This window comes from Bradyrhizobium sp. BWA-3-5 (genome assembly GCF_032917985.1).
Lineage (GTDB): Bacteria > Pseudomonadota > Alphaproteobacteria > Rhizobiales > Xanthobacteraceae > Bradyrhizobium.
Map to the genome: position 1 here is coordinate 3,154,583 of NZ_CP136626.1, position 16,507 is coordinate 3,171,089.

20 protein-coding genes, 2 tRNA genes and 1 pseudogene are annotated in these 16,507 nt (G+C 62.2%); 13 read left to right on the forward strand and 10 right to left on the reverse strand.

Annotated elements, in window-relative coordinates; translation table 11 throughout:
* Positions 1-76 precede the first annotated feature (76 nt).
* Positions 77-316 carry a hypothetical protein gene (locus RX331_RS15035; RefSeq protein WP_317257285.1) on the forward strand — a complete coding sequence of 80 codons (240 nt, stop codon included), beginning with the start codon at positions 77-79 and terminating at the stop codon, positions 314-316.
* 92 nt (positions 317-408) lie between these two features.
* On the opposite strand, the gene RX331_RS15040 is transcribed toward RX331_RS15035, so the two are convergent.
* Positions 409-663, reverse strand: a complete 255-nt coding sequence (locus tag RX331_RS15040) for a hypothetical protein (protein ID WP_317257286.1) — start codon at positions 661-663, stop codon at positions 409-411.
* 390 nt (positions 664-1,053) lie between these two features.
* On the opposite strand from RX331_RS15040, the gene RX331_RS15045 reads away from it, so the two are divergent.
* Together RX331_RS15045 and RX331_RS15050 are read left to right on the forward strand one after the other, a co-directional pair.
* On the forward strand, positions 1,054-1,419 hold the full coding sequence (locus RX331_RS15045; protein WP_317257287.1) for a hypothetical protein: 366 nt from the start codon (positions 1,054-1,056) through the stop codon (positions 1,417-1,419).
* A complete protein-coding gene (locus RX331_RS15050) occupies positions 1,416-2,264 on the forward strand; it encodes an alpha/beta hydrolase (RefSeq protein ID WP_317257288.1) in 849 nt (282 codons plus the stop codon). Before RX331_RS15045 ends, RX331_RS15050 begins: the two co-directional genes overlap by 4 nt.
* Positions 2,265-2,281: 17 nt before the next feature.
* Here the strand turns inward: RX331_RS15050 and RX331_RS15055 are convergent, their stop codons facing one another.
* Together RX331_RS15055 and RX331_RS15060 are read right to left on the reverse strand one after the other, a co-directional pair.
* A complete protein-coding gene (locus tag RX331_RS15055) occupies positions 2,282-2,716 on the reverse strand; it encodes a hypothetical protein (RefSeq protein ID WP_317257289.1) in 435 nt (144 codons plus the stop codon).
* A 152-nt stretch (positions 2,717-2,868) separates the two neighbouring features.
* Complete coding sequence (locus RX331_RS15060; RefSeq protein WP_317257290.1) at positions 2,869-3,120, reverse strand: hypothetical protein; 252 nt, start codon at positions 3,118-3,120, stop codon at positions 2,869-2,871.
* Positions 3,121-3,476: 356 nt separating this feature from the next.
* On the opposite strand from RX331_RS15060, the pseudogene RX331_RS38800 reads away from it, so the two are divergent.
* Positions 3,477-3,614 (forward strand): annotated as a pseudogene (locus tag RX331_RS38800) (hypothetical protein); the annotation flags it as partial.
* An 87-nt stretch (positions 3,615-3,701) separates the two neighbouring features.
* Here the strand turns inward: RX331_RS38800 and RX331_RS15065 are convergent.
* Positions 3,702-3,776, reverse strand: a tRNA-Thr gene (locus RX331_RS15065).
* Positions 3,777-4,397: 621 nt separating this feature from the next.
* Here RX331_RS15065 and RX331_RS15070 point away from each other — a divergent pair.
* The 5 genes from RX331_RS15070 to RX331_RS15090 all read left to right on the forward strand — a co-directional run bounded on the left by RX331_RS15070 (position 4,398) and on the right by RX331_RS15090 (position 8,697).
* Positions 4,398-5,093 carry an urease accessory protein gene (locus RX331_RS15070; RefSeq protein ID WP_317257291.1) on the forward strand — a complete coding sequence of 232 codons (696 nt, stop codon included), beginning with the start codon at positions 4,398-4,400 and terminating at the stop codon, positions 5,091-5,093.
* Positions 5,094-5,159: 66 nt separating this feature from the next.
* A complete protein-coding gene (locus RX331_RS15075) occupies positions 5,160-6,134 on the forward strand; it encodes a Bug family tripartite tricarboxylate transporter substrate binding protein (protein WP_317257292.1) in 975 nt (324 codons plus the stop codon).
* A 326-nt stretch (positions 6,135-6,460) separates the two neighbouring features.
* The gene (locus tag RX331_RS15080) at positions 6,461-6,973 is read left to right on the forward strand and encodes a DUF962 domain-containing protein (protein WP_317257293.1); all 513 of its coding nucleotides are present in this window, start codon (positions 6,461-6,463) and stop codon (positions 6,971-6,973) included.
* A gap of 32 nt (positions 6,974-7,005) precedes the next feature.
* Positions 7,006-8,055, forward strand: coding sequence for an NAD-dependent epimerase/dehydratase family protein (locus tag RX331_RS15085; RefSeq protein WP_317257294.1), 1,050 nt, complete (start codon positions 7,006-7,008; stop codon positions 8,053-8,055).
* Between the two features lie 24 nt (positions 8,056-8,079).
* Positions 8,080-8,697: an isoprenylcysteine carboxylmethyltransferase family protein gene (locus RX331_RS15090; protein ID WP_317257295.1), complete on the forward strand. Its 618-nt coding sequence runs from the start codon at positions 8,080-8,082 to the stop codon at positions 8,695-8,697.
* Here the strand turns inward: RX331_RS15090 and RX331_RS15095 are convergent.
* The 4 genes from RX331_RS15095 to RX331_RS15110 form a co-directional block, all read right to left on the reverse strand.
* Positions 8,649-9,635, reverse strand: coding sequence for a LysM peptidoglycan-binding domain-containing protein (locus RX331_RS15095; RefSeq protein WP_317257296.1), 987 nt, complete (start codon positions 9,633-9,635; stop codon positions 8,649-8,651). The genes RX331_RS15090 and RX331_RS15095 overlap by 49 nt on opposite strands.
* Before the next feature lie 137 nt (positions 9,636-9,772).
* Complete coding sequence (locus tag RX331_RS15100) at positions 9,773-10,504, reverse strand: hypothetical protein (RefSeq protein ID WP_317257297.1); 732 nt, start codon at positions 10,502-10,504, stop codon at positions 9,773-9,775.
* 302 nt (positions 10,505-10,806) lie between these two features.
* Positions 10,807-11,049, reverse strand: coding sequence for a hypothetical protein (locus RX331_RS15105; RefSeq protein ID WP_317257298.1), 243 nt, complete (start codon positions 11,047-11,049; stop codon positions 10,807-10,809).
* 110 nt (positions 11,050-11,159) lie between these two features.
* A complete protein-coding gene (locus RX331_RS15110) occupies positions 11,160-12,803 on the reverse strand; it encodes an alkaline phosphatase family protein (RefSeq protein WP_317257299.1) in 1,644 nt (547 codons plus the stop codon).
* Between the two features lie 215 nt (positions 12,804-13,018).
* On the opposite strand from RX331_RS15110, the gene RX331_RS15115 reads away from it, so the two are divergent.
* Both RX331_RS15115 and RX331_RS15120 read left to right on the forward strand, forming a co-directional pair.
* Positions 13,019-13,465 (forward strand): hypothetical protein, encoded by a 447-nt coding sequence (locus RX331_RS15115; RefSeq protein WP_317257300.1) that lies wholly within the window; start codon positions 13,019-13,021, stop codon positions 13,463-13,465.
* Between the two features lie 33 nt (positions 13,466-13,498).
* Positions 13,499-13,885: a hypothetical protein gene (locus tag RX331_RS15120; RefSeq protein WP_317257301.1), complete on the forward strand. Its 387-nt coding sequence runs from the start codon at positions 13,499-13,501 to the stop codon at positions 13,883-13,885.
* Positions 13,886-13,941: 56 nt separating this feature from the next.
* On the opposite strand, the gene RX331_RS15125 is transcribed toward RX331_RS15120, so the two are convergent.
* Positions 13,942-14,769, reverse strand: coding sequence for an RNA methyltransferase (locus RX331_RS15125; RefSeq protein WP_317257302.1), 828 nt, complete (start codon positions 14,767-14,769; stop codon positions 13,942-13,944).
* A 206-nt stretch (positions 14,770-14,975) separates the two neighbouring features.
* On the opposite strand from RX331_RS15125, the gene RX331_RS15130 reads away from it, so the two are divergent.
* Both RX331_RS15130 and RX331_RS15135 read left to right on the forward strand, forming a co-directional pair.
* Positions 14,976-15,061, forward strand: a tRNA-Tyr gene (locus tag RX331_RS15130).
* Positions 15,062-15,118: 57 nt separating this feature from the next.
* Entirely contained in the window at positions 15,119-15,364 is a 246-nt protein-coding gene (locus RX331_RS15135; RefSeq protein WP_317257303.1) for a GIY-YIG nuclease family protein, read from the forward strand.
* 706 nt (positions 15,365-16,070) lie between these two features.
* On the opposite strand, the gene RX331_RS15140 is transcribed toward RX331_RS15135, so the two are convergent.
* Positions 16,071-16,466: a YciI family protein gene (locus RX331_RS15140; protein WP_317257304.1), complete on the reverse strand. Its 396-nt coding sequence runs from the start codon at positions 16,464-16,466 to the stop codon at positions 16,071-16,073.
* Between the last annotated feature and the right edge of the window lie 41 nt (positions 16,467-16,507).

A 16,507-nucleotide genomic window follows, 5' to 3' on the forward strand; every position in this document is an offset into this window, starting at 1 on the left:
AAAAAATTTCGCGCTGCATGCAACTTTTCGTCACGATCCGATATTATGTTTCCGGCCGGCTGGTGGGACCACAAACATGCGTGCATTTGCGTTAGGGCTGATCATTTCCGCAGCGGCGTTTCCGTGCCTTGCTCAAACTGTCCTGAAATCTGAACCGCTTATCCTTGCTCCCTATGAAATCGCCTTTGTGCAGGATCCCTCGTGCGGGGTCGGCAAGGTGCGCAAGGTAACCGGCGCGATCCGGGGACTGCAGCGGCGCAAGGCCTGTGTCACTCTGGCTTCGGAGCAGGCATCGCTGGTCTCGGCGACGCCCTAGAAACGATCTACGTCTCGGATGTCGTCCCGGCGAAGGGGACCTATACGCCGAGAGGTGTTGTTTGCGTGCCGGCCTGCCTGCGTCATTTCTCATTATGAGGCCAATTGTAATTCCGTCTGCGCTTCGCGCTCAGCGTCGGCCTTATTGCGGGCGGGGTCTTCATGAGGCTCGAGCTGGCACGGCTTGATCTCGTAGTCATGGTCGAGCACCGGATGGGGGCCAGTGCTGTCTTCGCCGGAAACGACATCGACGACGAGGCCGCTCTTCTGGGCGATCTTCCAGACGTCGGCGGCGGTGGGATAGGCCTTGCTCAGCTTGGCATCGTTCGAGAACAGCGCGTAGGGCATTGCTAGCTCCGGTAAAGACGGTCAACGCGGAAGCGGGGTCCGGGTTTCCGCCATTCCACCGGCTGTTTCGGGAGCAAATTGGCTCGTTTCGGCCCATTTTCGTGGTGTCTCTGAGTCTTTAACGAGCCGTAAACGCCCGAAAAAAGAATCCCCGAGACTCGTCAGCCAGAATCGCCGGATGTTCCCGGCCATGAGAACGAGCCTTCATACCTCCGGCCAGTACGTTCACCTCAAGGTGACCGTATGCCTGCTGGTCGCCTGCGTGGCGAACATGGCGCTGGTATGCGCCTGGCTCTAGCCCCGGCCGATTCTTTGGCCGATTGACGGCTGCCTCATTCCGCTGGACTGGTAACGGTGAGAAGCCGGCAAGCGGCCAGGGAAGGGCAGGAAATGATCGAAACGCTTCAGCAACGCGTCAATAACGATCCAGGCCTGGTCCGGCGCGGCCGCTATCTCACCACCAGTTTCCTTCTCGAGATCGGCACCACGCCCTGGATGATCTCCATCTTCGAGGGCCGTATTGTCGCGGTGACGCAAGGACCCTTCGTGATGCCGTCTTCTTCCTTTGCACTACGGGCGTCCGAAGAGGAATGGCGGAAGTTCTGGAGCCGGCGCCCGCCGCCGGGCTCCAACGACCTGATGGCGCTGATCAAGCGGCGCACGCTGAAGGCCGAGGGCAATCTGCAGGTCTTCATGGCCCATCTGCGCTACTTCAAGGAAGCCCTTGCCAAGCTGCGCGAAGGAGCTACCGCATGAGCGCGAGATTCGAGCCGGTTACCGGCCGCTACATGCACCTTGATCTGTTCGGCCGGCCGCACCGGATCTACATCGAGGAAGCCGGCGAGGGGACGCCGCTATTGTGCCTCCACACCGCGGGCAGCGACGGGCGGCAGTATCGCGGCCTGATGAACGACCCGCGTGTCACCGAAAACCACCGCGTGATCGCCTTCGACATGCCCTGGCACGGCAAATCCTCGCCGCCGGCCGGCTGGCATGATGAGGAGTATCAGCTCACCTTGGCGCAATACACGACCATGGTGCTGGAGATTTCGGCCGCGCTCGGCCTCGACAAGCCGATCCTGATCGGCTGTTCGATCGGCGGCCGCATCGCGCTGCATCTGGCGCTCGAGCACCCCGAGCGATTTCGCGCCATCATCGGCTTGCAGGCCGGCGCGCATGTCGATCCGTATTATGACCTCAACTTCCTGCACCGCGCGGACGTGCATGGCGGCGAAGTCTGCGGCGCCATCGTCTCCGGACTGGTCGGCCCTGATGCGCCGGACAAGGAGCGATGGGAGACGCTGTGGCACTACATGCAGGGCGGTCCCGGCGTGTTCAAGGGCGATCTCTATTTCTACAAGCTGGACGGGGATATCCGTGGCCGCGTCGCGCAGATCGATACGAGGCGCTGTCCGTTGTATCTCCTGTCCGGCGAGTACGACTATTCCTGTACGCCGGAGGAAACGCTGGATGTGGCGAACAGCATTCCCGGCTGCCACGTCACCATCATGAAGGGGCTCGGCCATTTTCCGATGAGCGAAGACCCGCAGACGTTTCTGACCTATCTGCTGCCGGTGCTGGAGAAGATCGGCAGGAATTAAGATCCGGCGAGCGAGCGCTATTTGGCGGGGCGTGTCGGCTGATTGCCATCCTTCAGCGCTTCATGGACCTTGGCCATGGTCGCGCTGCAATAGGCCTCGCGCTCACGGTTGAAGCGTTCCTGATGGGCACGGAAACTGGCGACCCGCGCCTTGATCTCGGCTTGAAAATCGTCGCGCAGGTCGAGACGCGGGAGCGGGGTTGGCCGCGATAGCTCCCGCGGCGTTTCCGTTGGCGCCGGCGCCGGCGCGAGGGAAGTCGGCATCTTTTGCGCGAGCAGGGCGGCGATCTCGGCAAGCGGCGCGGGCTCGGCGGCTACTTCGGATGTCTCGATCGTCACCACGGCAGCCGATGTCGTCATCGTTTTCACGGCTTCCGGCGGCTTACCAGTTACCGATTGAACGAACGCCATCGTCTGCGCGATCAGGAGATCGCGTTCCCTCATCCATTTCATGGAAAAAGCCCTCGGCCGAATCCACTCCATCAAACGGCGTTTGTGGAATCAAGCCGGCGCGAAGGCAGCGGTGGATAAGTGCCGCGGTTTTGCGCCGCAAGGTGATAAAACGGTGACAGTTGTAACCGGCGGCGTGCACTAGACGGCGGCTGTCAACGCTCGTGCGGATTCGTGTTCAGGACAAAGGGCGCGCCGATCACACGCACGGGCGGCTGGTCCGCGATATGGATGATCCGCTTGTCGGGCTCCGCGGTCTGTTCGATGCGGCCGATGGTCCGGTCAGTAAGGCGGACCGGCTTGTTCTCGCCAGATCCCAGCAGGCTTGCACCGCCGGCTATGGCCACGCTGACGCAGGTGACCACTGCGAGCAGAACCATATTGCAATTTTCTTCGCGAATTTTCATGTAGGAAAACACGGCGATTGAGGGATGGTTCCGATCGCGCAGGGCGCGCGTAGTGTTCGCTCGCGGAGGCCGGACCGGATGCCAAGCTGGACTGTTCCGGCCAACGCCGGCGCTCCATTGCCTCGCGGCTTGTGAGCTCCATTGCCTCACAGCTTGTGACTTGTCTGGCCGGAAGCGGGGCAAATCGCAGCGGCACCGGCTCAAGAGCCGAAGCGGAGAGCCAGCGGCAGAGCTCTCATAGGTTGCGCAATGGTCGAGTGCTACTTTTGAAATTGCCTTTCCATCACATTGGGCCGTAACAAACTCCGCCGGCGATAAACTCGCCAGATGCCGCTTTATGTGCCGTAAAACTACGGGTGTTCGAAACCGCCGATAGTCGTCAGGTTTGTCTGGCCCTCGGTAGTGCGGTCCGGGCACAGAATGTCACCGCAATCGCCGTCGCATCTGGAATAGAGCGGGCGCATCTCTACGGGGGCTTTTCATCCGAGACGGGGCCGCGGTTTTCCGGTGACGAAGATGATGGCGGCACTCCGCTTGAGGTTCGTTGCCGTGCAATCGCCACTATCCCACGCTTTTTGAAATGGTGCCGGTTGAGAGGATTGAACTCCCGACCTTCGGTTTACAAAACCGCTGCTCTACCGCTGAGCTAAACCGGCAAACTTGAAGCGATCCGCGACCGGCGGAAACCCGCCGGGAAGGCGCGATGCCGACGGCTCGAATACCAGACTTGTTCGCAAAGGGCCAGAACCTCGATACGCCCTTCAGAACAGAACGCTCCCGCGAAAGGGCCGCCTTATTGGCAGATATGCCGTCGGCCGTCGTTGCCTCGGAACCAGGTGCCGGGAGTGCAGGTAAAGCCGTTGCGCCGGGCCTATCCGTCGCCGCCGATCGGGCCGCCGACGATGGCGGCCGGCGCATGGCAATCGCGGCCGCTTGCTTACGACCGCGGACGCAAGGATCGCTGTGGCCGCGAGAACCGCTGATCGTGTCACGGGATGACTCCATTGTGGCTTCCTGCGACCGATCGTTCCGCTGCGCCCCTGCGTGCCCTGCGTCAAACCGCCGTGATGCTGCGAAGAAGGGCGAGGCGCTTGCGATTTCGGTTGTGCAATCTCTTGTCAGATGTGAAGTTTCATCTGCTTGTTGTTTGAAGCACCGTGAGAAATTCTGCCGACCACCGCTCCTGCGCCAGCGCTGCGGAGCCCGCTCGGAAGTGTTGGCCTGACAACGGCTTCCGACCGGTATTCGATGAACTGATACAGGCGAGCAGGGGGCATATGTTCGGAATTCTGGGGCTGGGGTTTTTGCTGGGCATGCAGCATGCGCTCGAAGCCGATCACATTGCCGCCGTCTCCAGCATCGCCGCGCGCCGCAGCCACGTCGCCGATATCGTCAAGCACGGGCTGACCTGGGGGCTCGGCCACACGCTGACGCTGTTCGCTTTCGCCGGCGCCGCGATTCTGCTGGAACGGGCTATACCGGAAAACGTCGCCCGGCCGCTCGAGACCGCGGTCGGCGTGATGCTGATCGGCCTCGGCGCCCATGTGCTGTGGCGGCTGCGGCACGACCGCGTGCATTTTCACCGCCACGGTCATGACGACGGCACCGTGCATTTCCATGACCGTAGCCATGCCGGCGAAACCGCGCCGCACGCCCGCAGCGTCCATGCCCATGACCACGGCTTCCGCTGGCGCACGCTGCTAGTCGGCCTGATGCACGGCATGGCAGGCTCGGCCGCGCTATTGGTGCTCGCGGTGACGCAGGCCTCCAGCCCGATGGTCGGGCTCGGCTATGTCGCGCTGTTCGGCATCGGCTCGATGATCGGCATGGGGGCGCTGTCGACGGTGATCGCGGTGCCGCTGGTGGTCTCCGCCCGCTCGCTCACCTATGCCAATCGCGCCCTGCAGGGCGCCGTCGGTCTTGCCACCGTCGCGATAGGAATTATGACGGTGGTCGAGACCGTCGCGGCCTGACACGGCGTCGCGGCGAACGGCTGAGCGACGGGCTGAACAACAATAAGAGTTTGGAGGGGAAACAGGATGAAGCGTCGGAATTTTCTGGCCGTAGGTGCCGCAGCTTCGGTGCTGGCGATGACGGGCAGGGCATTCGCGCAGGCCGGGCCGCTTACCAGGATCGTGTTTCCGTTTGCGGCGGGCGGCGGTGGCGACGCGCTTTGCCGGCTGCTGGCCCAGCACATCGCGCCATCGCTCGACCGCAACATCATCGTGGAAAACCGCACCGGGGGTGACGGGCTGATCGGCATCAAGGCGGTCAAGGGCGCCAACGCCGACGGCACGACCATCCTCGTCACAACGGGGCCGACGATGTATCTGCTGCCGATGGTCGAGACCACGCCGAGCTTTGACGCGGCAAAGGATTTCGTTCCGGTCAGCCAGCTCGTGCGGTTCGAGTTCTGCGTCTTCGTCGGCAAGGCCGTTCCGGCCGAGGTCAAGGATTTCAAGCAATTCGTCGACTGGCTGAAGGCCAATCCGGATAACGCCACCTTCGGCGTGCCGTCCAACGGCACCATTCCGCATTTCACCGGCTCGCGGCTCGAAGAGGCGCTCGGCATCAAGCTGACGCGCGTAGCCTATCGCGGCAGCGCGCCGATCATCAACGATCTCGTCGGCGGCCATATGCCATTCGCGATTTCGACGCTGACCGACGCGATCCCGCAGCATCGCGCGGGCAATGTCCGGATTCTAGCGGTCGGCAGCGCGGAGCGTTCGCCGTTTTTGCCGGAGGCGCCGACGCTGCGGGAGAGCGGCGTCGATCTGGTGGCGGATGGCTGGTACGGCATGTGGCTGCCGGCCGGCAGCCCGCCGGATTTCGCGAAGAAGCTGAGCGAGGCGGTCGCCGCCGCGCTCACCAAGCCTGAAGTGAAGGAAAAGCTTTCCGTCATCGGCCTGATCCCGGTCGGCTCGACGCCGGAAGGCCTGACGCAGGAACTCGCCGCCAACACCGCGTTCTGGCAGCCGATCGTGAAGGCGACGGGATACAAGATCACCAATTGAAAGCGCTCGCCGTCTCCCGGGCCTGCGAATCGCCCGGAACCACAGAATTCGTTCGCTCAACCCGCGCCATCCGGCAAGCAGTTGGGGAAAATTGTCGCAACAGCTGGTTCCCGGGACCCTATACCGCGCTAGTCGCCTGAATTACTGCATAAATTGCCAATGTTGGCTCCCAGAGGCTTGGCGTCCTCGACGGACTGTACAAGGTGCCGCTTCTGCGCTTTGACTACCATCAATGTTCCTGGTGGGAGTTGGGACATGGAAGCAGATGCGTCGGGTCTCGGATGACCTGCCTGGCCCGCCGGTCGACAACAGAAGGAAAGCACCGCATGGGTTCATATTTTCGGCGGCAGCTTGCGGATTACGTTGAATACCATCGCGATCCACGGAATTGCGCGATGCATGTCTTCGGTATCGTGTTCTTGTTCCTCGCCGCTGTTCTTCCGCTCAGCCTGTGGCCCATCACCATCTTCGGGTTCCAAACCAGTGCGGCGGCCATCGCCGTCATACCAGTGCTCATGTACTGGTTCTTGCTCGACTTCGCCCTCGGGGCCGCGATCCTTGCGGCCGCAATCATGTTACTCTCAGTAGCTGCCGTGATCGCAAGTCATGCGACGACGACCAGCCTGTGGTCACTCACGGCGATCCTGATTGTCGTCGGCGTTGCATCGCAGATCATCGGGCACCGCGTGTTCGAACGGCGACAGCCGGCGCTGGTCGACAATCCGACGCACCTGTTGCTTGGACCAATGTTTGTTATGGCGAAGCTATTTATTGCGCTGGGCTTTCGGCGCGATCTCGCCCTCATCATTGAGGATCATCCGCAGGTAGCTGCATCTTGATTGCGAGTAATCCAGCTTGAAGTACCCATAGCATGAAGCGCGTGCTGGTCACAGGCGGCAGTGGTTTTATCGGCAAGCATCTCGTCGCGGCGCTGATCGCGAAGGGACAGCGGGTGAAGGTGCTTGATCTTCAGCCGCCGCCCAGCATTCTGCCGCAGGTTGAGCACGTCAGCGGATCAGTGCTCGATCGCGACCTGGTGCACCGGGCGATGGATGGGGTCGAACAAGTCTATCATCTTGCCGGCCTGCCCGGCATGTGGTTACCCCGCAAGGCCGATTTTCACACCGTCAATTGCGGTGGCACCGAGATCGTGATTGAGACAGCGCGTAAGCGCGGCATCAAGCGCTTGCTGCACTGCTCGACGGAATCGATTCTATTTCGCGCTTCACCGACGATGGTCCCTGTTCCCGATGATGCGTTGCTCTCCGACGACATGCCGGGTCCATACACGCGCTCGAAGATGCTGGCCGATCGTCTCGCGATGCAGGCGGCCGCCTCCGGTTATCCGGTGATCGTCGGCTGTCCCACCATGCCGATCGGGCCCCACGACCACAATATTACCCCGCCGACGGCGATGCTCCGGTATTTCCTCGATCGACGCCTTCAACTGCATCTTGATTTCGTCGTGAACCTCGTCGATGTGCGCGACGCGGCAGAAGGGCTGATCCTTGCGATGGAGCGCGGACAGGCTGGACACCGCTACATTCTCGGCGGCGAAAGCATGCGGCTAGAGCAGATCCTCGATATCATGGCCGAAATCAGCCGCCGTCGTGCCCGGCGCATTCAAGTGAACGGCAAGGTCGCCGAAATGGTCACGGCAGTGCTGGAGTTCATTGCCGATCACGTGACGCGCCGGCCTCCGTCGGGCACGGCCGAAGGCGTTCGCATCGCATTGCGAGCGGGGGCGTTGTCGATCGAAAAAGCACAACGCGAGCTCGGCTATGCGCCAAGCCCCATCGAGCCGGTGTTGCGGGAAACCATAGCGCACTTGCTGGGTGCCGGTGACAATCAGGGCGAATGGGGCTCAACGCCCAATACGCGCCCTCGACCCCTTCACGCCGAGCGCCGGCTTGGCGGCTGACTCAAACCTCATGCGGTCCACGATATGTTGAACAATCCTGGTCAATGGTTCGCTTTCGCCCTGAGCGGCTGGACCACGACGTGGCCGACGCAGTTGCTCGCCATCATCTGGATCCTCTGGGTGATCAGCTGGGTCGTGGCGTCGTTCTGGTCCGGTCAGACCAGGAAGAATGTAATGAGCTCGGACTCCCTCAAATACCGCGCTCTCATTTACCTGGGAGCTTTACTGTTCCTGCCATTGACCGGAAAGGTCCTGGGTGAAAAGCCGCTCTGGCAGTTTGGCAGCGCTGGAATCTACCTGCTGGCATGTCTCGTGCTTGCCGGGATCGCGTTCACATGGTGGGGGCGAATTCATCTCGGACGTTTCTGGTCTAACTCGATCACGCACAAGGAAGGCCATCAGCTCATTGACACCGGTCCATACGGGCTGGTGCGACACCCGATCTATACGGGGCTGATCGCAGGGATGCTGGTGACGGGAATTGCGGTCGGAACCGTGACCGCGATGCTGGGTGCGGCGCTGATCTCGCTCGGCATGGCGCTCAAGGCGCGCATGGAGGAAGGCTTCCTCACGGCCGAACTTGGCGAAGACGCCTATGGCTCATATTGCCGTCGCGTCCCGATGCTGATTCCGTTCACCTGATTGGCTGCAGACTGCCGCTTCGGTCGCGCCCCATCGATCGCGACGGGGGTAGCAAGACGGCGTGGAATCAATACCCGCTGGCCGATCGGCAGCGGTGTGCTTTCCGAATACTGATTGGCCTGGGTCAGCGACCACAGCGGTACGTGGTTGAATGCCGCGAGCTTCTCCAGCGTGTCGCCCGACCTGGTCATTTGCGGCGTGCCGCTGTCCCACAGTTCGATCGGCGCATCGGGAGGAACCACGTAGCGAAGCGGCATCGCTTCTCCACCGGCCGGGGCAGGGATCGTCGCGAGCTGCGCAATCGCCGTCACCAATTGCTGGTGGATGGAATCCATCTTGTCGATGTTGATGTGGCTGACTTCCTCGTGCTGCTTCAGGTCGAAGCTCGCGTAGTGTCCCTGATAGCCCGGCTCCGCAATCACATCGCCGCCACCCAATATGCTGTCCGACAGGAAAATGTTGATGAAGCGCTCGACGTTCAGCGGCACCTTCGGGGTTGCGTGGGCCGGATCGATGGTGACGACCAGGCTCACCTGGATGTTTTCAGCCTTCAGGATCCCCGCGAACGTGACGGCGCAAAGACCGCCCATCGAATGGCCGATCAGAACGATCGGCGCGCCGTCGTCCCTGTAGTCACGGATCGCCTGATCGGCGATCAGCCGGCAAATCGTAAATTCGTAGACGTCGGCGCGGATACCGGCTGCCTGGAGTTTCTCGGTGAGGCGGTCCATTCCGCGCGAAAAGATCGGGCCGAGGGCGCCCCGGAACAGGTAGACGCGCGCCGGTGGCTGGGTCGCGATCGGCGGCGCCGATGTGGCCGCAGTGTCGGATGAGCGCGCGGCGGGACCAGCCTGCGCCGGATCGCAACCGAGCGAGAAGACGAGGGCGGCAAGGGCCGTCCAGATCGCCACGGCGGCAACCTGCGTCCGACTACTCATGCGCGCTCCATTGGCGATTCCAAGCGTAAGCACACCCCAACGCGCCCAGCCGCGTAGGGTAATCTATCCTCGAGGAATAGGCAGAATTTACGGCACGCGGGGGCTTCGGCGACAGTCCTGGAACGCGGCGGGGCGCGCTACTGATGTACCGCCGCCGTATTGGCCATCCCAGCACGCGCCGCGCCGGCCGCGCCAGGCTGCCGCGGCTTCTGGATACGCGACGCCGGGGCAGATCGGCCGAAGACGACCGCGTCGATCTCGCTGATCACCTTCCGCTGCATGATCTGGTTCTTCTCGATTGACATGTGCCCGACGCCGGGAACGTCCTGGACGTTGATATTCTCGAGCTTGCCCTGCAATTGCGCGGTCCTCGCGACCGGCTCGCCGTTGCCGTTGGCGATGTAGAAGTTGACGTAGCGTCCCACCCGTCCGGAGAGCTTGGTGCGAAACACCGAGTCCAGGCCGATGGCCAGCGTCACGGGTGCGCCAAGCTGATCCAGCCTGGCGACCATGTCGGGCAGCGCGGTCGCGCCCGAAGAATGGCCGACCAGGATGATGGTTTTGATCCTGCCGCTCTTGTATGCGAGTGCCGCTTCGTCGGCGAGCGACGACCATAAGGCGAAGTTCGCGACGGTAACCGGGATGCCTTGCGCGCGCAGTTGTACCGCAATGTCATCGAGGCCCAGCGAAAAGATATTGAGCACGCCGCGGAGCAGATAGACGTGCGCAGTCGAGGCCGCAGATACCGAATTCGGTGCTGCCGCTGCGGGACTCGCGCCGATCAGCAGGAGCAGCAGGAGCGCGATCGCATGCAAGCGAGGCCACGATCCGTGGCCGGGAAGGGATAACCAGCGACGATATGGCCTCATTGCGCTCCTCGACGGACTGCGAAGTGTTCGCCGGACGGTAGCGCCCGTGCGTTCGGAACTGCAACAAATGTGGTGTAAGCGGCTCCAATTTACCAATAGGACGTGTCCCCGCCGCAACACCAGCTCCAATCCTTCACGGTTTTCACGGAGTGGCCAGGCAGAACGAAGTCGTGCCTTGGGGCGATCTGCGGTCGTTGGAACTATGAGGGCCGAGGGCGCCCTTTCACGAACTAAGTGAGCATCCCGGTTGCACCGACCAAAAAAATGGCCCCTGAGAAGGGGCCATTTTCATTTGTCAGTAGCTAGTCATCCCAGTAGTGCCGCCGGATCACAACATCCCGGTCGCCATAATAGTTGCGGTGATACCATCCGCGGTGCAAGCCGCGATCGTGCTCATAGAATCCGAAGCGTGGACCGCGGTAGCGGTCGCCGTAATAGTCGCGGTCACCGCCTACATAGACACCGAAACCGCCTGCGCTTGCTGCCGTGGGGACGCCAACGGCGAGGGTCGCCAAAGCGGCCAGCACGTAAGAAAGCTTCCTCATTGTTCCTCTCCACTCGTTGTTGCCTGAGGAAAAACGAATGCCGCCATTGTCTGTTGCAGGGAACAGCAAGAAACTTTCTTGAATGCGTGTTCACCATCATTGCATGAAATTCATGGTCCCGATGACGTCGCAATTCGCGCGCGGATGGCGCCGAGTTCGGCCTCGTCCCAGATGCCGATCAGCACGCCGTTCTTCACCTGCAACTGCTGGGCGGCGTAGGCCGCGATCTTCGCATTCGGTGTGGTGATGTGCATTTTCGGATGCAACGCCCAGTCAAACAGTTCCGATTGCAGGCGCGCTATGATCTCGGCGCAGGCGGGATCGGCGCCGCGGTCGACAAATTCCTGCGGATCGGTTTCGAGGTCGTAGAGCATCGGACGGAAGCCGGAGGCGTGGATGAATTTCCAGCGGCCGTCGAACACCATGAACAGGCGGCAGCGCTCGATCGGCTGGTTCAGCATCACGCGAACATCCTGCATCGCGTAGTCGTATTCGGAGAACACGATCCTGCGCCAGTCGGCCGGCATACCGCCGTGCAACAGCGGCAACAGCGAGCGTCCCTCCAGGATGTGATCCGGCGGCGTTGCGCCGAAATAGTCGATGAAGGTCGGGGCGAGGTCGATCGCCTCGACCAGCGCGTCGCTCACCGTGCCGCGCGTGGCGTCCGCGGCGGGCGAGGGATCGATCACGATCAGCGGGATTTTTGCCGATTGCTCGTGGAATATATCCTTCTCGCCCATCCAGTGATCGCCGAGATAGTCGCCATGGTCGGACGTGAACGCGATCATGGTGGTGTCGAGCAGCCCGCGCGCCTCGAGGAAGCGCATCAAGACGCCCATCTGGTCGTCGATCTGCTTGATCAGGCCCATATAGGTCGGAATGACCTTTTCGCGCGCCTCATTGCGCGACATGTTGCGGGAGTAGCGCATGTCCATATAGGCGGCGAACACTGGATGGGCGTTCGCGCGCTCCTCCTGCGAGCGGATCACCGGCTGCACGTCCTCAGGTCCATACATGCTGGCGTAGGGCTCGGGTGCGATATAGGGCCAGTGCGGCTTGATGTAGGACAGGTGCAAGCACCAGGGCCGGCCATCGTCCTCGGCTTCCGCGATGAACTCCATCGCGCGGCGGGTCATGTAAGGCGTCTCGGAATGCTCGTCCGGCACCCGCGCGGCCTTGTCGGCGTGCACCAACAGCCAGCCGTTCTGCAAGGATCCGTCTTCGGCCTCGCCGGAATTGGCCCAGTGCTCCCAGGGATTGGGGGCATCAAAGCCATGCTGGCGCAGATAATTGTCGTAGGCGGGGCGCGGCCGTCCGGTGGGATGCAGGCCGTCGTCGCGCTCATAGGGCTCGAAGCCGCATTCCGAGACGTGCACGCCGATGATGGAGTCGGCGGGGATGCCGAGCTTCTTCAGCCCTTCGAGGTCGGGCGCCATGTGCGTCTTGCCGACCAGGACGTTGCGCACGCCGATCTTCTTTAAATGATCGCCGAGCGTCGGCTCGCCGACGCGCAGCGGCCAGCCGTTCCAGTGCGAGCCGTGCGAGCGCATGTAGCGGCCGGTATAGAACGACATCCGCGACGGGCCGCAGATCGGCGACTGCACATAGGCGTTCTTGAACAGCACGCCGCGTTTGGCCATCGCGTCGATGTTCGGCGTCTTGAGCACAGGGTGGCCGGTGCAGCCGAGATAGTCGTAGCGAAGCTGGTCGCACATGATCCAGAGCACGTTCTTCGCTGATGTCTTGGACGTCATTTCGGGACTGGGGGTGGGAGGGGCGATATCGCTGCGCAGATAACAATTGCGCGGCCAGCCGGTAAAGCGCCGTTAACGAATGGATAGCGCCATTTCTCGCAATTGAGCGGCGATCCAGCCCCGTACGTTAGCCTTACCTGCAGTTTGGCCTGATGCCTTAACCCTTGAAAGGCTGCGTTGGATTAAATTGGGACGAGGAAACCGGGGTCCAAGGGATGCGTATCGGCGTCACACTGGCACTTTTCATCGCGACGACGTCGTCGGCTCTGGCCGGCGGCGGCTTTGAGATCGTGATTCCGGGCCGTCCCGGAGTTCCTGTCATCATTAACGGCATCGACGCCTCCTATGCGGTGGTCGAGGGCGACTGGGGGCTGGCCAAGCGTATTCATGTCCAGCCGACCATCTACGGCGGTCGTTACATCGATCCGGTCCCGAACGTCGGTCACTATTATCCGAGCGCCGGCCGCATGCCCGGTTACGGGCGTCTGGAAATCGAGCCGCCGGCGAACCGCAAATTGCCGCAGCCGGCCGAGAGCTATCACCAATCCTGGTCGGCGCAGTCGGCGCCGCTGCCGGCGCAATCCAACGTGCCGGCCGAGCCGCCCGCGATCATCTACGCGCCGAACTTCGACCGGCGCGGACCGCACCACGTTCCACGTTAAGAAGATCAAACAAAATACCGACAGGAGAGAGTAATGCGTCAGATATTTAGGGGATTGATCGCGGCAGTTGCCGTAATAGTCGCCGCCCCAGCGATGGCCTGCGGCTACGCGCCGTGTGGTGCGCCGGTCTATGCCGCGCCGGTCTATGCGGCTCCGGTCGTGGGCTTTGGCTATGGCGGCTGCAATCCCTGCTGGGGGGTGCGCGAGCGTCTGCCCGATCCGGAGCAGCAATATTATTGGGTCAACCAGGGCCCGACCTATACCGGCCCGGGTAATTTTGCGCCTTATCCGGTCTATCGCGAAGGTACGGTCTCCGGCTACGGCTATGGCTACAACCGGCCGTACCATTATCGCGCGCACCGCTACAGCTATTCAGGCCGCTACTACCATGGCCGGCCGGTGCTGCGCCGTTACTACTGATCCGACGCTAATTTGAAAGCTTCAGCGCCCGTTCGCATGTTGCGAGCGGGCGTTTTTCATTTCATCAGGCCCAACCGGCTCGCGCCGATATAAAGCGCCAGCACCGCGGCGTTGGAGACGTTCAGGCTCTTGATCTCGCCGGGCAAGTCGAGCCGCGCCACCACGCGGCAGGTCTCGCGGGTCAATTGCCGCAGGCCCTTACCCTCGGCTCCCAGGACCAGCGCGAGCGGCTGCTGCAAAGCTACCGCGCCGAGATCCTCGATTCCCTCGCTGTCCAGCCCGACCGTCATGAAGCCGCGGTCGTTCAGCTCGGTCAGCGCGCGGGCGAGATTTTGCACCGTCACCAGCGGCACCAGCTCCAGCGCGCCGGAGGCGGATTTCGCCAAGACGCCGGTGGCCTCCGGGCTGTGGCGGGCGGTGGTGACGATTGCATTCACCGCAAACGCCGCCGCCGAACGCATGATGGCGCCGACATTGTGCGGATCGGTGATCTGGTCGAGCACCAGCACGATACCCTGTTGCGGCAGCGTATCGATATCGGGCGGGGGCAGGGGATCGGCCTCCGCCAGCATCCCCTGGTGCACGGCGTCGGGGCCGAGCCGCTGATCGATGACGCTCGGGCGGACGATCTCGGGGGCGATGCGGGTCTCGATATGCTCGTCCGCCAGCCGACGGGCGGCGTTTTCGGTCAGAAGGAGTTTTCGGATCCGCCGCCCGGGGTTGGCCAGCGCCGCCGAGACGGTGTGCCAGCCGTAGAGAATCACCGGGCCGTCGGTGCCGGAATCGCGCGCCCGCCGGTCGGCGGAACGGGCGAATTTTCGTCCTTTTTCAAAGGGTTTGCCGCCGCCCCGGCGAAATGGCGGCTTTCGGTCGCGATCGCTCATGGGGAGCTTGTGTCACGCGCGCCCGAATATGGCAATTTGCCCCCCATCAAGGGCGTTTTTGGTGTGCCGCATTGGTTGACTTTGCCACCCCCCTTCGCCCATAAACGCGCCGGCCGAAGCCGGTTCGAACCGCGCTTTTGGCCTCAGCGCCACTCCATGGTCCGGTCCTCCGCCACTCGGGCGGCCGGTTCCTGACGCTGACGGACGGGGAAGTGTCCCGAGTGGCAAAGGGAGCTGACTGTAAATCAGCCGCCGTATGGCTTCGAAGGTTCGAGTCCTTCCTTCCCCACCATCCTGCTTCGCGCCGAGGCGCTTCGCAGGATTGCAGCCTTCCCGACCGCGAAGCAGGATGCCCTCCGAAGCCTTGGCGAAGGAGGGCGAGAGCTTTTCCGACCAGCGTTATGTGGGAATGGCGTCGGACGTTCAAAGACGGCTATCCGACCACAATGCCGGAAAATCTCCACACACCTCGAAGTTTCTCCCCTGGAAGCTGGTTACATACATCGCCTTCTCCGACGAACAAAAGGCTCGCACGTTCGAGCGCTATCTCAAATCCGGCTCCGGGCACGCCTTTGCTAGGAAACGCCTCTGGTAGTCAGCGGGCGTAGGCGGGCCGTGGCCGCGAGCTACGGGCTAGGTCAGCCATCCCTCGCTTCCACATCCACATTCTTTCCGTCTTCGCTCGCGAAGCGAGAGAAGGCTGCCGCTAGGTAGGGCCAGGCAGGCCAAATTTTCCCAATGCCTTGGCAGAGGAATACTAGTCATTCCCCGTACATTTACCATTGTGAGTGGCGGCTCGACATAGTGCGGCCCCTGAATGCGAACGTCGGCATCTGCCCATCAGATGGACCGCAGCGGTAGGTCATCGAATACCAAGTGAAAGGTCCAGGACCTGTTGCGTCTGTTAGCATACCCCCTGCGTGACTTTCGCTATCAATGACTTGGTACGAACCGCCGCACACCTGAGCGGCCTTTTGCAGGCATTCGGTAGAGGATGCGTTACATTTTGCGGTGCTTACGGTGCGTCCTGATGGACCAACGAATGAAGTATTCGTTGTTTCCAGGCACCCTGCGAGCGCCACCACGACAATAACAAGCCACAAGTACCGCACGTTCGCCCCTCTTGACCAATTCCTTGCTGGATTGTCTCGCAACCTCAAGATGAGATCAAGCCCAGCCACATGAAGATCGGCCAAAGCGTTGAGGGAGGGTGCCCGCAAGCTGGAGAGGGAGCGCCTTCTACGTGGTCGGGATCAATCTTATTCCATCACGCTCTAGACCAGCAGCACTTGATGCGAAGGTCAGCCCTGACCCGGTTCATTCGAGGTTTCCGGCAGCGCCTCGCCCGGCAGATAGAGCCTGATCGGCCGGATCTCATACACCGCGGACGGATTGACGCGGCGCAGGTCGCGGGCAATGGCGATCGCGGCACCTTCATCGGCGCAATTCACCACATAAAGGCCGAGCAGCTGCTCCTTGGTCTCGGCGAACGGCCCGTCGATCACGATTCCGTCGCCCGGTCCCCGCAAGGTGCGGGCTTCCGCCGTGCCGCCGAGCCGCGCCGCGGGACCCAGCAGCTTGTTCGCGTTGAGCCGGTCATGCACCGCGAGCAGGCCGCTCATCACGGCCGCGTCCTCCTGCGGCGTCCAGGACATCACCTCGGCTTCGACGTGATAGGCGAGAATGGCATAGAGCATCATGATCTCCTTGATGGGGGGCGGCGGACCGGCCGCTCCTT